We start from the raw sequence: 13,014 nt of genomic DNA on the forward strand, positions 1-13,014 counted from the left end.
TCCGGTGGTTCAGACACCCGGAACACCCGGATGCCGCAATGCAAGAGACGCAAATTTTATCGACCCGGCCGCAGGCCCTGACCGAAGACCCCCGCCAGCCCCTGGGCCGGCGGGTGCTGGTGTTCGACGCCTGCCATGTCGGGGTGATCCTGCGCGCGGTGCTTTTCGTGGAGGCGGTGCTGGGCGTGGGCGCCCTCTTCAACGCCGCCACGCCCCTGGAATGGCTTGGCCGGCTGTCGCTGCTCACTGGCGGCGCCCTGCCCGCCACGCTGGCCTGGCTCGTCACCGCCTGCAGCCTGAAAACCGTGCTGCAGCGCCTGCCGGTGGCGCTGCAATACGCAGCGGGCGTGGCCCTGGGCACGCTGTCGGGGCTGTATGCCTGCGGCATGCTTGCGCTGGTGGGCGTGGCGGCCGATCCGCCCTGGCTCGCCAGCGCCGCCAGCGGCGCCCTGCTGTCGGCCGCGCTGGTGGCGGCGCTCGTGCTGCGCGCCCGGGCCCGCACGCCGGCGGCCACCACGGCGCGGCTGTCGGAGCTGCAGTCGCGCATCCGCCCGCATTTTTTGTTCAACACGCTCAACAGCGCCATCGCCCTGGTGCGGGCCGAGCCCGCCAAGGCCGAGGCGCTGCTGGAAGACCTGAGCGATCTGTTCCGCCACGCCCTGGTGGACCAGGGCGAGGCGGCCACGCTGGGCGAAGAGATCACCCTGGCGCGCCGCTACCTGGACATCGAGCAGGTGCGCTTCGAGGAACGGCTGCGCGTGCAGTGGTCGCTGGATGCCCGCGCCGACGGCGCCCGCCTGCCCCCGCTGCTGCTGCAGCCGCTGGTGGAAAACGCGGTCAAGCATGGCGTGGAACCGAGCGCCACGGGCGGACGGCTGCGCATCGTGACCGAGCTGCGCGGCAGCCGCGTGATCGTGGTCATCACCAACACCGTGCCCGCCGCGCCCCAGCGCGAGGGCGGCAGACCACGCGGCCATGGCATTGCGCTGGCCAACGTGCGCGACCGCCTGCGGCTGCTGCACGACGTGCAGTGCGAGTTCAGCGCCGGCATGCAAAATGGCCGCTACCAGGTGCGCATTTCGCTGCCCGCACGGTCCTGACCTCACCCTTTTTGCCCATGCACATCCTGATCGTTGACGACGAAGCCCTGGCCCGCAGCCGCTTGCGCACCCTGCTGGCCGACTGCGACGCGCGGCACACCGCCGCCGAGGCCGCCAACGCCGCCGACGCGCTGGCGCAGTTGCAGCCCTCGGGCGGCCGAGCGTTCGACACCGTGCTGCTGGACATCCACATGCCGGGCCAGGACGGCCTGGCGCTGGCGCATGCCGTGCGCACCCTGCCCTACCCGCCCGCCATCGTGTTCGTGACGGCCCATGCAGACCACGCCGTGAGCGCGTTCGAGCTGGACGCGGTGGACTACCTCACCAAGCCCGTGCGGCGCGAACGGCTGGAAAAAGCCCTGGCCAAGGCCCTGCGCGCCCGGCACCCGGGCGCCACGCCCGCGCCCACGGCGCCCCTTCCCGATGGCGAAGCTCTGTTGATCCAGGACCGGGGGCGCACCGAACGCGTGCCGCTGGCCGAGGTGCTGTACTTCAAGGCCGAACAAAAATACCTGACGGTGCGCACCGCCCTGCGCAGCTACATCCTGGACGGCTCGCTGAGCGAACTGGAGGCGCGCCATGGCGACCGGTTCCTGCGCATCCACCGCAACGCGCTGGTGGCCCGCCGCGCGGTGCGGGCGCTGGAAAAACACTACGACCCCGAGGAAGGCGAAGGCTGGGCCGTGCGGCTGCACGGGCTGACCGAACTGCTGGCCGTGTCGCGCCGGCAGGTGACCGCCGTGCGCGAAGAACTGGCCGGCTGAAGACTGAGGGTGTTTCAGGCCGCCAGCGCAATCAAAACGCCGGCATGCTGCTATTTATTTAATAGCAAACCCCGGACCCGGCCGCGCCGCCGGCCTGGGCCCCCGCAGCCGGTCAGTGCGCGTGGGCCATGCCGCTCACCAGCGTGACCACCGTCATGCCCGCCACCAGCCAGGCGATCTGCGCCACCGTCTGGCCGGCGCTCAGGCGCTTTTGCAGTTGCGGGATCAGGTCGGCCAGCGCCACGTAGATGAAGCTGCTGGAGGCGATGGCCAGAAAGTACGGCAGCCAGTCCTGCAGCTCGCCGACCAGGAAATACCCCACCACCCCGCCCAGCGCGGTCACCGCGCCGGCCAGCGACACCTTCAGCAGCGCCGTGCGGCGGTTGGCGCTGGCCTGGCGCAGCACCACCAGGTCGCCCATGTGGTGCGGCACCTCGTGCGCCAGCACCGACAGCGCCGCCACCACGCCCAGGCGCAGGTCGGCCATGAAGGCCGAGGCGATCAGGATGCCGTCGCCGAAGCAGTGCACGCTGTCGCCGGTGAGCAGCGCCCAGCCGCCGCCGCGACGCTCTTCGCCGTCGCCGTGGGTGGCTGAATGGGCATCGGCATGACCATGGGTATGACCATGGGTATGGCCGTGGGAATGCCCGTGAGAGTGTCCATGGCCGTGCTCATGCCCGTGGTGCCACAGCTCGGCCTTGTCCAGCAGAAAGAAAAACACCAGCCCCACCAGCAGCGTGGCGAACAGGTCATGCGCGCCGGCCTGGCTTTCGAACGCTTCCGGCAGCAGGTGCATGAAGGCCGTTGCCAGCAGCGCGCCGGCCGCCAGACTCAGCAGATGCTGCGGCCCCACGCCACGCCGGCCATCGCCCAGGCCCGCCTGCATCAACAGGGCGGCGACCCACACGCTGCCGATGCCCGCTGCCAGCGTGGCCAGGATGATTGCTACCAAAGTCATAGCTTCTTGCGCTTTCCCTGCAGGGCCTGTCGGCCTTGGATTGTCGAATCGATGCGGCGCGCCCGGCGCGCAAAAAAAGCCCCGAAGGGCTTTGGCGAAATGGCCGGGGCGTTGCCGCCACCGCGAAGGTTTTCTTCCTCAGGCCACGCCGTGGGTCTTGAACCACTCCAGCGCCCGCTTCCATCCGTCCTCGGCGGCTTCCTTGCGGAAGCTGGGCCGGTAGTCGGCGTGGAAGGCATGGGGCGCATCCGGATACACGACAAACTGCGACGCCTTGGCGGCGGCGGAGCCGGTCTGAAGGGCCGCTTTCATCTTATCAATCGTGTCAAGGGGGATGCCGCTGTCTTTTTCGCCGTACAGGCCCAGCACCGGCGCCTTGAGGATCGGGGCGATGTCCACCGGGTGCTTGGGCGTGAGTTCGCTGGCCTGTCCCACCAGACGGCCGTACCAGGCCACACCGGCCTTGACGGGGCCGTGGGCGGCGTAGAGCCAGGTGATGCGGCCACCCCAGCAAAAGCCGGTGATGCCGACCTTCTTCAGGTCGCCGCCGTTCTCGCCCGCCCATTTCACGGTGCCGTCCAGATCGGCGAGCACCTGGGCGTCGGGCACCTTGGAAACCAGCTCGCTCATCAGCTTGGCGGCTTCGGTGTATTGCAGCGGGTCGCCCTGGCGGGCGTACAGCTCGGGCGCGATGGCCAGGTAGCCGGCCTTGGCGAAGCGGCGGCAGGTGTCGGCGATGTATTCGTGCACGCCGAAGATCTCCTGGATCACCAGCACCACCGGCAGGTCGGTCTTGCCGGCGGGCGCGGCGCGGTAGGCCGGCACCTTGAAGCCGTTGACCTCGATGCTGACCTTGCCGGCCGTCAGCCCGTCGGCGGGCGTCTGGATGGCGGTCTGCGCCATCACGGGCATGGCCGCGGCGGCATAGCCCACGCCGAAACCGGCGCCCAGGGCCACGCGCATGGCGGTTCGGCGGGTGGCTCCCGCCTCGGTGCTCTGGCCCGGCAAGAGGGCGTCGAAGTCGGTCTTGAGGTCGTCACGCAGCATGGTCTGGCTCCTGGTTGGGTGAAAGGATCGGCAGCGCAAGAGTCTAGGGCCTGCGGCGCGCGGCGGCATGACCCGCAGGGCCGAACGGGTTTGCAGCCGTTCGCCCAGGACCGGTGCAGCGAAGGTGTCGTGATGGAATCGCCTTTATTTCCGTCTTGACAGAAATAAAAGAAAACCTAAACTGCCCCCATGCAACTGACCGACATCGCCCAACGCTTCGTGGTCCACTGGGGAGAGATGGGGACCGCCTGGGGCGTGAACCGCACCGTGGCGCAGATCCACGCACTGCTCTTCTTCCATGGCCGACCGCTGCACGCCGAGGAAATCTGCGAGACCCTGGGCGTAGCCCGGTCCAACGCCAGCAACAGCCTCAAGGAACTGCTCAACTGGAACCTGATCCGCACCACCCACGTGCTGGGCGACCGGCGCGACTATTTCGAAACCTCCACCGACGTGTGGGAGCTGTTTCGTACCGTGGTGCGCGAACGCAAGGAGCGCGAGTTCGACCCCACCGTGCGCATGCTGCGCGAACTGGTGGCCCGCCCCGACTTCGCCAGCGAAACCGCCGATGCCCAGGACCGGGTGCGCGAAACGCTGCACCTCATGGATTCGCTGGGCGTGTGGGCCGACGAAATGCTGCGCCTGTCCCCGTCCACGCTCGACAAGGTGCTGCGCCTGGGGGCCAGCGTGCAGAAGTTCGTGCGCGGGGGCCCTACCGACAAGGCGCCGCCGCCCCCCCAGCCACCCGCTGGCTGAGCCTTTTTTTGCCCCTCAATTTCTGTTTTCAATGAAATTTCGGAAGAATCGAACCATGAACTCCGTCCCAGCCCTGAATCCGGCGGTCTATCCCCTCACCCTGTACTTCGATTCGCGCTGCCGCCTGTGCGCCGCCGAGATGGGCAACCTCATGCTACGCAACACCGGCGGCCTGCTGCGCTTTGCCGACGTGTGGGCGCCGGACTTCGAGGGCCCGCCGGCGGGAACAACCCAGGACGACCTGCTCACCCTGATCCATGCGCGCCAGGCCGACGGCCGGCTGCTACGGGGCGTTGCGGTGTTCCGTGCGGCGTACGAGGCGGTGGGCCTGGGCTGGGTGACCGCCGCCACGCGCTGGCCCGTCATCGGGCCGCTGGCCGACCGGGTGTACCCGGTACTGGCGCGCAACCGCTACCGCCTGCCGCAGTGGCTGGTGCACGGCCTGTTCGAGCGCGCCAGCAGCGCAGCCGCCCGACGGGCCGCGGCCCGCCGCTGCGGCCCGGGCGATGACCAGTGCCGCCTCTGACCGCGGCCATTCACTTTCACGGAGCAACTCCATGCACATGCTTCTTACCGGCTCCACCGGCTTCATCGGCCGCGCGGTGCAGAGCGCACTCGAACGCGCGGGGCACACCGTGCACGGCGGCATCTCGCCGCGCCGCGCGGCGGGCCGCCCCGGCCAGGTCGCCATGGACTTCGCGCACGACACCACGCCCGCGGTGTGGCTGCCGCGCCTCGAAGGCATCGACGCCGTGGTGAATGCCGCCGGCGTGCTGCGCGACACCCGCACCCGGCCGATCGACGCCTTGCACCAGCACACGCCCGTCGCCCTGTTCGATGCCTGCGCCCAGGCCGGCGTGCGGCGCATCGTGCAGATCTCGGCGCTCGGCATCGCCGGCAGCGCCACGCGCTACGCCACCACCAAGCGCGCCGCCGACACGCACCTGCTCGGCTTGACCGAACAGGGCGCCGTCTCGGGGGTGGTGCTGCGGCCCAGCATCGTGTTCGGCCGGGGCGGCGCCAGCAGCGCGCTGTTCATGAACCTCGCACGGTTGCCGTTGGTCGTGCTGCCCGGTCCGGTGCTGCAGGCCCGCGTGCAACCCGTGGCGGTGCACGACCTGGCGAGCGCCGTGGCCGCGCTGATGGGCCCTGCGCTGGACACCACCGGCCTCATCGAATGCAGCGGGCCCGAGGCGGTGCCCATGGCCGAACTGATCGCCAGCCTGCGCCAGCAATCGGGCCACGGGCCTGCCCGCGTGCTCCGCCTGCCGGATGCGCTCAGCCACCTGAGCGCCCGCGTGGGCGACCAGGTGCCGGCCATGCCCTGGTGCAGCGAAACGCTCGCCTTGCTGGGCAGCGACAACACGGCGGACCCGGCCGCGCTGCGGCGTTTGCTGGGACATGACGCAACGCACTATCGCCGCCTGGTCGAGAGCGCCTGGAAGGCAGCGGGATGAACGCCGACACGGCCCGCTGGCTGCGCGGCAGCCTGGTCCTGGTGTGGCTGGGCACGGCGCTCGCCAGCGCCATCGAATCACAAGGCCAGGGGCGTGATCTGCTGGTGCGCGGCGGGCTGCAGAACGAAGTGCTGATCCAGGCGCTGGTGTGGGGCGGCATTGCCGCTGACACGGCCATCGGGCTGGCGCTGTGGCTGCGCCCCGGCCGGGCCGCCGATGCCATGGCCCTGGCCTTGATGGGCGTGATGACCGGGGTCGCCACGGTGCTGCTGCCCACGCTGTGGCTGGACCCGCTGGGGCCGCTGCTCAAGAACCTGCCCATCGCCGCCATCCTTGTCGTCCTCCTGAAAGCACCACGCGCATGAACACCTATCTCGCTCTCAAATGGGTCCACATCCTGTCCAGCGTGCTGCTGGTGGGCACGGGCTTCGGCTCGGCGTTCTACCTGTTCTTTGCCAACCGCAGCGGCAGCGTGGCCGCCCAGGCCGTGGTGTCGCGGCTGGTGGTGCGGGCCGACACCTGGTTCACCACGCCGGCCGGCATCGTGCAGCCGGTGACCGGCGCCGCCATGGCGATGATGGCCGGCTGGCCGCTGTCCACGCCGTGGCTGGCCGCGTCGATCGCGCTGTACGCCCTGGCAGGCATCTGCTGGCTGCCGGTGCTTTGGCTGCAGTGGCGCATGGCCGCCATGGCGCGCGACGCGGCTGCGCAAGGCACGCCGATGCCGGCGCTCTACACCCGCTATGCGCGCTGGTGGGAGGCGCTGGGCTACCCGGCTTTCGCGGCCATGCTGGCCGTGTTCTTTCTGATGGTGCACAAGCCCGCGCTGTGGGGCTGATCGCCGCTCAGGCGATGGCGTCCGCGCCCGCACGCGCCGGGGCAGGCGGCCCGATTCCGGCATAGGCGCAGCGCGCCAGCGCCTCGGCCAGCACCTGCGATGGGTTGACCAGGCGGGCGCCCGCCGCGGCCTCGTCCAGGGCCAGCGGGATTTCGGTGCAGCCCATGATGAGGATCGACACCCCGTCGCGCTCGCGCAGGGTGTGCGCCACAGACGCGAAGCGGTTGCGGGCCAGCGCATAGTCGCCGGCCTTCACGCCGTCGTAGATGCCCTGCATGAGCAGCTCGCGCTCACCGGGCTGCGGCAGTACGCAGGCCACCCCGTGGCGCCGCAGTTCGGCCTGGTACAGCCCGGTGTCGTAAGACCCTTGCGTCGCCAGCAGCCCCACGCGCGGAACCCGCGCGGCCGCGAGCCCGGCCGCCACTTCACGCATGCCGTGCAGCACCTGCAGTTGCGGAAACCGCTGCTGCAGGTCCCCATGCCACGCATGGGCCGTGTTGCACGCGATCGCCACGGCCTGCACCCCCAGCGCCGCCAGCCGGCCCGTGGCCTGCGCCATCGGCTCTGCCGGCTGGTGGGCGCCGGACGTGCGGTCGCCCAAGGCCGCCGTGCGATCGGGAATGGGCACCTGCGCCAGCCAGTGCTCGGGGTACGCCTGGTCCCGCACGGGAATGCCGAGCGCGGCCATGCGCCGCGTGCACGCCTCCACGAAGAGCCGCACGAAATCGGCCCCCGCAGCCGGGCCCATGCCGCCCAGAATGCCCACCATGCGGGGCACCGGGGAGATCGCTGGCATGGACAACATCCGGAAAGCGCTGGCGCAAAGGTCGATCAGTTGGCTGGCTTGTCGCTTTGCGCCACGAGGTTGTCGCGCAGTTCCTTGGACATGGGCAGGCCCAGGTTCTGGCCCTTGGGCGGCACGGGCGACATGAACCACTTGGTGTAGAGCTTTTCGAACTCCCCGGACTTCATCATGCCGCCGATCACGCCGTTCACCAGCGCCTGGAACTGGGGGTCGTCCTTGCGCAGCATGCAGGCATAGGGTTCCACTTGCAGCGAGTCGCCCACCACCACCCAGTCCGCGGGGTTGCGCGCATTGCCCTTCAGGCCGAACAGCAGGATGTCGTCCATCGCGAACGCTTCTGCCCGGCCCGAATCGACGAGCAGCATGGAATCGTCGTGGTCCTTGCCCAGCACGATGTCCATCTCGAGGTTGTTCTCGCGGCTGTACTTGCGGATCACCTGCGCGTTGGTGGTGCCGCTGGTGCTGGCGACCTTCTTCTTGGCCAGGTCGGCATAGTTCTGCACGCCCGAGGTCTTCTTGGTGAGCAGGCGCGTACCGGTGTAGAAATAGTTCACGGCGAACTGCACGTCCTTGCCGCGCGCGGAGTTGTTGGTGGTGGAGCCGCATTCGAGATCCACCGTGCCGTTGGTGATCAGCGGAATGCGGTTTTGCGACGTGACGGCCTGCAGTTCCACCTTGATCGCCGGGTTCTTGAGCTTGGCACGCACCGCATTCACCACCGCGTTGGAGATGTCCACCGAGAAGCCGATCGGCTCGCCCGGGCCGGCGAGGTAGCTGAAGGGCACCGACGATTCACGGTAAGCCAGCGTGATCTTTCCCGAGTCGGCGATCTTCTGCAGGGTGTCGGCGTGGGCCGCGGTGGCGGCAGCGCACACGCCGCAAGCGAAGAGGGCGGCAGACAGGAATGGCTTCATGGAAAACTCCTTGACGGGAACAAAAAGGGGTTGGAACAGTGCAGGTGCCCAGGCACTTTAGGAACTCGGTGCGGCTTTGAACAATTCATTCGGCAGCATGGGCCATGACGAAAAGTTATGCCATCCGCATCGACCATAGGACCCCGAAGCAATCTTCGCGCCCGGCACCAGCGCATAACTTCCCGGCATGCCTGCTCCGCGGTTTGGCATTGTTCAAAGGCCGCGCCCGTCCCTAGAGTGCCCAGGACGGACAACCAACGGGAATCGAGCGATATGGATGCATGTGTGATGGGTGCGGGCATCGTGGGCCTGGCCACGGCCTACGCGCTGCAGCGCCAGGGAATGCGCGTCACGGTGATCGACCAGGGCCCCGTGGGCGGCGGTGCCAGCGGCGGCAACGGCGCACAGCTGAGCTACAGCTACGTCCAGCCCCTGGCCGACCCGGGCCTGTGGGCCCAGTTGCCCCAGTTGCTGATGTCGCGCGAATCGCCGCTGCAGGTGCGGCCGCAATGGGACCCGCACCAATGGCGCTGGGCCCTGCAGTTTCTGGCAGCCTGCAACGGCACCACCTCGCGCCACACCACGGCGCAATTGCTCGCGCTGGCGGCCCGCAGCCGCGCCGGGTTCGAGGCCATGCGCACCCGCGAGGCGCTGGACTGCGACTTCTCCAGCACCGGCAAGCTGGTGCTGTACGGCACGCGCGATGGCCTGGCCGCGGCCGAGCGCCAGATGGAACTGCAGCGGGCCTGGGGCAGCGAACAGGACTCGATCTCCGCACAGCGCTGCGTGGAACTGGAGCCGGCGCTCGCCCACCACGCGCCCTACATTGCCGGTGCGATCCATACCCCCAGCGAGTGCGCGGCCGACTGCCTGAAGGTGTGCGAAGGGCTGCATGCCCTGCTGGCCGGACGCGGCGTGCGCTTCGAATTGGGCGCACAGGTGCAGGGATTCGACCGCGCGCAGGGACGCATCGCCGCGGTGCGCACCAGCGCCGGCACCATCGAGGCCGACCGTTTCGTGCTGGCGCTGGGCAGCGGCAGCGTGGCGGTGGCCCGGATGCTGGGCCTGCACCTGCCCGTCTATCCGATCAAGGGCTACAGCATCACCCTCGACGCCCCGGCCGACGCGCCCTGGGCGCCCCGCATGAACGTGACGCACGCGGGGCGCAAGGTCGTGTTCGCCCGCCTGGGCCAGCGCCTGCGCGTGGCCGGCATGGCGGAGCTGGTGGGCAACGACCGCCGCATCCGCCCCGAGCGCATCGAGAGCCTGCGCGCCACGGTGCGCACCGTGCTGGGGCACGAAGCGCCCGCCGCATCGCTGCACCCCTGGACCGGCATGCGCCCCGCCACGCCCACGGGCCTGCCCATCGCCGACCGCGCCGCCGAGGCCAGCAACCTGTGGATCAACACGGGGCACGGGGCGCTGGGGTTCACCTTGGCGTTCGGTACGGCGGCCATCGTGGCCGAACAGATGCTGCAGGCCTGCGCTACCGCCTGAGTCACAGGGAGCCAAGACGGCCGCGCGTTCGGCCTGAGACGCTGCAACTCAATCGCGCTCTGCCAGGCCAGCCGACGCCAGCGTCTGCGCCACCGCATCGCGCATGCAGCGCACCATGGTGTCCGCCAGCAGCGATGCGGGCCGGTTCACCATGCGCAGCGCCTTCACGGGCACCGCGATGCGCGGCGCGAGCGCGAGCACGTCCACCCGCGTAAGGTCGGCCGAGGCCGCGGTGCACACATCCACCAGCGCCACGCCCAGCCCATGGTGCGCGAGCGCGAGCGCCGCATGGTAGGTCTGCACCGTGAAGGCCGCCTGCAGGCCCACGTCGGCCTCGCGGCTGGCGTGGTTCACCATTGTGCCGAGCGGGTCGTTCGCCTCCAGGCGGATCACCGGCGTGTGGGCCAGATCGGCCAGGTGCACCACGCCGGCCTGCACAACGTCCGCATCCAGCGTGCCCTTGGGCGCGACGCACACCACGCGGCCTTCGGCCAGCGTCTCCTGCGCGAGCGAAGGATGCACCAGCGCGCTGAACACGAAGCCGATGTCGGCCTCCTGCAGCACCAGGGCCGAGACGATCTGCGGCGAGTGCAACGCATCGATGCGCACCACCACGTCCGGGTGCTGCGCGCGAAAGGCCCGCAGCGCGCGCGGCATCACCTCGTGGCTCAGGGCCAGCACGCTCAGCACATGCAGCTCGCCCTCGCGCTGCTGGCCGCGCAGGCTGTTGGCCAGGCGCTGCACATCGTCGAGCTGGTTGAACAACCGCTCGATGTGCGGGTACAGGGTTTGCGCCTCGCGCGTGGGAACGAGCCGACCCTTCATGCGGTGAAAGAGCGCAAAGCCCAGTTGCAGTTCGGCATGCGCGAGGATGCGGCTCACGGCCGGCTGGGTGACGTTGATGAGCCGCGCGGCGGCGCTCACGCTGCCGGTGAGCATCACCGCATTGAAGACTTCGATGTGGCGCAGGCGCATGGCGATGGCAGGCTTTTGGGGAAGGGGCGAAGCCGGGCATATTGCATCAAAAAGCATCCGCGCCCCTTGCACAAGAGATGCATTTGGAAACAAATGTCGCCGCGCAGTCACCGGGTCCGGATAGGCTCGCCGCGTTCAACCCTTTCCCTGGATTTTTCATCCAGCCCCTTTCCCACCTTCAGAAAAGAGACAAGGCATGGCAGATTCAAGTGGCAGCGCGTGGGTTGCCCGATTCCCGACCAGTACCTCCACCAGCGACCTGATCGCCAGTTTTCGCACCAAGGTGGACACGTTCATCGCCGCGCTGGAAGCCGGGGGCGCATCGGTTTCCATCTCCGCCACGCTGCGCCCGCCGGAGCGCGCCTACCTCATGCATTACGCATGGCGGATCGCCCGAGAAAGCCTGGACGCCGCCACGGTGCCCGCGATGGCGGGCGTGGACATCGAATGGGTCCACCGCGGCGCCACGGGCGCGGTCAACGCAGGCGCCGCCCGGGTCGCGGCGAGCCAGATGGTGTCGGGCTATGGCATCGTGTATGCGCCGGCACTCACCTCGCGCCATTCCGAGGGCCGTGCCATCGACATGACGATCACCAACTATTCAGGGAAGGCTTTCAAAGATGCCACAGGCACCAGCACCACTGTCACCACCGCTGCGCAATTGCATGCCCTCGGTGCCACCTACGGGGTCTACAAACTCACGTCCGACCCACCGCACTGGTCCGATGATGGTCACTGATCGCAGCAGCACCCGCCGCCCCAACAGTGGCGCGACAGGCCACAGGGCCGATGGCCGTTTTTTCAACCGGTCAACGGCCTCGGTCCTTCTGGCGCTGGCGGGGCTGCTCCTCGGCAGCACCAGCGCGCAGGCCGATACCGGGCAGCCCGTGCCATCCGCCCCATCCGTGTCCTCGCGCGTGGGCCTTCTCGACGCCCGCCGGCCCGATGCGCCACGCCTGGTCCTGGGCCAGCCGCAGCCCGAAGGCGAGGCACTTCCCTACCTTCGGCTGTCTCCGCCCATGGGCAAAAAGCCGGAGTGCTGCGTCCAGGCAGGCGCGGCGGCACAGGACGCTTCCATCCTGCAATACCGCGGCGAAGACGCGGTGCCTGCGGACGAGCGCGATGCGAAATTCCAGAAGGCGCCCGAAGAAGGCTTCGTGGGCCTGCTGCTGGCGAAGAACGCCGTGGTCTCGCGCACCCATGCCCACCGGGTGGTACTGCGATGGCCGGACCGCAAGGCCCGCGTGCGCGTGGACCATTGCCTGTCCAGCGAAGGCATGCACGTGAAGATCGCAGAGAGCGGTGCGAAGGGGCAATGGATACCGAAGGCTCACTACTACCTCCCGCTGGGAGCGGACGTGACGCCGGACTGTCCGGCCTCCTGAAGCGGCTTTCGACCTGGCATCGAAAAGAAACGCTCCGAGTCGCCCTTTGCCTTTGAACGCCTCAAGGCTCAGCGCCATTGGCATGCTCGCCTGCACGGCCGCCGGCCTGGGCGCGCTTTGGACGGCTTTGCCGAGCCCCCGTGCGCTGCCGGTGCACGTGGATTCTGAAGGCGTTCAGCGGCATGAGGACCGTGGGGCAGCCGACACCATGGGCTGCGAAACGCTGTCCCTTACGCCAAAAGACGTAGCCACCTATTTCTCGACCGCCACCGAAGTCTCTGCCGAGACATTCCATGCCGAATCGATCATCCTTCCATGCAGTTTCTCCGGCACGCTCCTGAAGGGCGGGGCGAAATACGCGTGGCGCATCCACGCGGCCGGAGCGGGCTACCTGACGGCCGAGGCCACCGCACAGACGCAGCGGTTCCTCTGCCAGGCCGCGTGCGAAAAGGCGCTGCCCGCGTTGATGGGGCAGTAAAGCCGAAGCCGGGCAGGCCCTGCTCCGCCCAGCCCACCCG

16 protein-coding genes are annotated in these 13,014 nt (G+C 69.1%); 11 read left to right on the forward strand and 5 right to left on the reverse strand.

The window, feature by feature from the left end; genetic code table 11:
• Positions 1–38: 38 nt before the first annotated feature.
• Positions 39–1,100 (forward strand): sensor histidine kinase, encoded by a 1,062-nt coding sequence (locus tag M5C98_RS16920; RefSeq protein ID WP_272548628.1) that lies wholly within the window; start codon positions 39–41, stop codon positions 1,098–1,100.
• A 17-nt stretch (positions 1,101–1,117) separates the two neighbouring features.
• The gene (locus tag M5C98_RS16925; RefSeq protein ID WP_272548629.1) at positions 1,118–1,864 is read left to right on the forward strand and encodes a LytR/AlgR family response regulator transcription factor; all 747 of its coding nucleotides are present in this window, start codon (positions 1,118–1,120) and stop codon (positions 1,862–1,864) included.
• 112 nt (positions 1,865–1,976) lie between these two features.
• Here M5C98_RS16925 and M5C98_RS16930 read toward each other — a convergent pair whose 3' ends face one another.
• Complete coding sequence (locus M5C98_RS16930) at positions 1,977–2,822, reverse strand: ZIP family metal transporter (protein ID WP_272548630.1); 846 nt, start codon at positions 2,820–2,822, stop codon at positions 1,977–1,979.
• A 138-nt stretch (positions 2,823–2,960) separates the two neighbouring features.
• Complete coding sequence (locus M5C98_RS16935) at positions 2,961–3,869, reverse strand: dienelactone hydrolase family protein (protein WP_092740739.1); 909 nt, start codon at positions 3,867–3,869, stop codon at positions 2,961–2,963.
• Between the two features lie 189 nt (positions 3,870–4,058).
• Between M5C98_RS16935 and M5C98_RS16940 the strand changes: the two genes are divergently transcribed.
• Genes M5C98_RS16940 through M5C98_RS16960 form a run of 5 tightly spaced genes read left to right on the forward strand, consistent with a single transcriptional unit; the run spans position 4,059 to position 6,920 of the window.
• A complete protein-coding gene (locus tag M5C98_RS16940; protein ID WP_272548631.1) occupies positions 4,059–4,625 on the forward strand; it encodes a GbsR/MarR family transcriptional regulator in 567 nt (188 codons plus the stop codon).
• A gap of 55 nt (positions 4,626–4,680) precedes the next feature.
• Positions 4,681–5,151 carry a thiol-disulfide oxidoreductase DCC family protein gene (locus M5C98_RS16945; RefSeq protein ID WP_272548632.1) on the forward strand — a complete coding sequence of 157 codons (471 nt, stop codon included), beginning with the start codon at positions 4,681–4,683 and terminating at the stop codon, positions 5,149–5,151.
• Between the two features lie 31 nt (positions 5,152–5,182).
• Positions 5,183–6,082, forward strand: coding sequence for an NAD-dependent epimerase/dehydratase family protein (locus M5C98_RS16950; RefSeq protein WP_272548633.1), 900 nt, complete (start codon positions 5,183–5,185; stop codon positions 6,080–6,082).
• Complete coding sequence (locus tag M5C98_RS16955; RefSeq protein WP_272548634.1) at positions 6,079–6,447, forward strand: DoxX-like family protein; 369 nt, start codon at positions 6,079–6,081, stop codon at positions 6,445–6,447. Before M5C98_RS16950 ends, M5C98_RS16955 begins: the two co-directional genes overlap by 4 nt.
• Positions 6,444–6,920: a DUF2269 family protein gene (locus M5C98_RS16960; RefSeq protein ID WP_272548635.1), complete on the forward strand. Its 477-nt coding sequence runs from the start codon at positions 6,444–6,446 to the stop codon at positions 6,918–6,920. The genes M5C98_RS16955 and M5C98_RS16960 overlap by 4 nt, the downstream gene beginning before the upstream one ends.
• Before the next feature lie 7 nt (positions 6,921–6,927).
• Here the strand turns inward: M5C98_RS16960 and M5C98_RS16965 are convergent, their stop codons facing one another.
• Together M5C98_RS16965 and M5C98_RS16970 are read right to left on the reverse strand one after the other, a co-directional pair.
• Positions 6,928–7,725, reverse strand: coding sequence for an aspartate/glutamate racemase family protein (locus M5C98_RS16965; protein ID WP_442867191.1), 798 nt, complete (start codon positions 7,723–7,725; stop codon positions 6,928–6,930).
• A gap of 26 nt (positions 7,726–7,751) precedes the next feature.
• Entirely contained in the window at positions 7,752–8,639 is an 888-nt protein-coding gene (locus M5C98_RS16970) for an amino acid ABC transporter substrate-binding protein (protein ID WP_272548637.1), read from the reverse strand.
• A 273-nt stretch (positions 8,640–8,912) separates the two neighbouring features.
• Between M5C98_RS16970 and M5C98_RS16975 the strand changes: the two genes are divergently transcribed.
• A complete protein-coding gene (locus tag M5C98_RS16975; RefSeq protein WP_272548638.1) occupies positions 8,913–10,136 on the forward strand; it encodes a D-amino acid dehydrogenase in 1,224 nt (407 codons plus the stop codon).
• Between the two features lie 48 nt (positions 10,137–10,184).
• Here M5C98_RS16975 and M5C98_RS16980 read toward each other — a convergent pair whose 3' ends face one another.
• Positions 10,185–11,111, reverse strand: a complete 927-nt coding sequence (locus tag M5C98_RS16980; protein ID WP_272548639.1) for a LysR substrate-binding domain-containing protein — start codon at positions 11,109–11,111, stop codon at positions 10,185–10,187.
• A 196-nt stretch (positions 11,112–11,307) separates the two neighbouring features.
• Between M5C98_RS16980 and M5C98_RS16985 the strand changes: the two genes are divergently transcribed.
• From M5C98_RS16985 to M5C98_RS16995, 3 genes are read left to right on the forward strand one after another with little or no spacing between them, the layout of a single operon-like run.
• Positions 11,308–11,850 carry a hypothetical protein gene (locus M5C98_RS16985; RefSeq protein WP_272548640.1) on the forward strand — a complete coding sequence of 181 codons (543 nt, stop codon included), beginning with the start codon at positions 11,308–11,310 and terminating at the stop codon, positions 11,848–11,850.
• Positions 11,837–12,496 carry a hypothetical protein gene (locus M5C98_RS16990; protein ID WP_272548641.1) on the forward strand — a complete coding sequence of 220 codons (660 nt, stop codon included), beginning with the start codon at positions 11,837–11,839 and terminating at the stop codon, positions 12,494–12,496. Before M5C98_RS16985 ends, M5C98_RS16990 begins: the two co-directional genes overlap by 14 nt.
• A 46-nt stretch (positions 12,497–12,542) precedes the next feature.
• Positions 12,543–12,974, forward strand: a complete 432-nt coding sequence (locus M5C98_RS16995; protein WP_272548642.1) for a hypothetical protein — start codon at positions 12,543–12,545, stop codon at positions 12,972–12,974.
• Positions 12,975–13,014 lie beyond the last annotated feature (40 nt).

It is taken from the genome of Acidovorax sp. NCPPB 3576 (genome assembly GCF_028473605.1).
Taxonomy (GTDB): Bacteria; Pseudomonadota; Gammaproteobacteria; order Burkholderiales; family Burkholderiaceae_C; genus Paracidovorax.

What these genes read in the sequence shown, in the direction of transcription:
- M5C98_RS16935 (WP_092740739.1), bottom strand. Translation starts at nt 3,869, where the DNA reads ATGCTGCGTGACGACCTCAAGACCGACTTCGACGCCCTCTTGCCGGGC.
- M5C98_RS16940 (WP_272548631.1), top strand. Translation starts at nt 4,059, where the DNA reads ATGCAACTGACCGACATCGCCCAACGCTTCGTGGTCCACTGGGGAGAG.
- M5C98_RS16920 (WP_272548628.1), top strand. Translation starts at nt 39, where the DNA reads ATGCAAGAGACGCAAATTTTATCGACCCGGCCGCAGGCCCTGACCGAA.
- M5C98_RS16980 (WP_272548639.1), bottom strand. Translation starts at nt 11,111, where the DNA reads ATGCGCCTGCGCCACATCGAAGTCTTCAATGCGGTGATGCTCACCGGC.
- M5C98_RS16925 (WP_272548629.1), top strand. Translation starts at nt 1,118, where the DNA reads ATGCACATCCTGATCGTTGACGACGAAGCCCTGGCCCGCAGCCGCTTG.
- M5C98_RS16970 (WP_272548637.1), bottom strand. Translation starts at nt 8,639, where the DNA reads ATGAAGCCATTCCTGTCTGCCGCCCTCTTCGCTTGCGGCGTGTGCGCT.
- M5C98_RS16960 (WP_272548635.1), top strand. Translation starts at nt 6,444, where the DNA reads ATGAACACCTATCTCGCTCTCAAATGGGTCCACATCCTGTCCAGCGTG.
- M5C98_RS16950 (WP_272548633.1), top strand. Translation starts at nt 5,183, where the DNA reads ATGCACATGCTTCTTACCGGCTCCACCGGCTTCATCGGCCGCGCGGTG.
- M5C98_RS16990 (WP_272548641.1), top strand. Translation starts at nt 11,837, where the DNA reads ATGATGGTCACTGATCGCAGCAGCACCCGCCGCCCCAACAGTGGCGCG.
- M5C98_RS16955 (WP_272548634.1), top strand. Translation starts at nt 6,079, where the DNA reads ATGAACGCCGACACGGCCCGCTGGCTGCGCGGCAGCCTGGTCCTGGTG.
- M5C98_RS16945 (WP_272548632.1), top strand. Translation starts at nt 4,681, where the DNA reads ATGAACTCCGTCCCAGCCCTGAATCCGGCGGTCTATCCCCTCACCCTG.
- M5C98_RS16965 (WP_442867191.1), bottom strand. Translation starts at nt 7,725, where the DNA reads ATGTTGTCCATGCCAGCGATCTCCCCGGTGCCCCGCATGGTGGGCATT.
- M5C98_RS16975 (WP_272548638.1), top strand. Translation starts at nt 8,913, where the DNA reads ATGGATGCATGTGTGATGGGTGCGGGCATCGTGGGCCTGGCCACGGCC.
- M5C98_RS16985 (WP_272548640.1), top strand. Translation starts at nt 11,308, where the DNA reads ATGGCAGATTCAAGTGGCAGCGCGTGGGTTGCCCGATTCCCGACCAGT.
- M5C98_RS16930 (WP_272548630.1), bottom strand. Translation starts at nt 2,822, where the DNA reads ATGACTTTGGTAGCAATCATCCTGGCCACGCTGGCAGCGGGCATCGGC.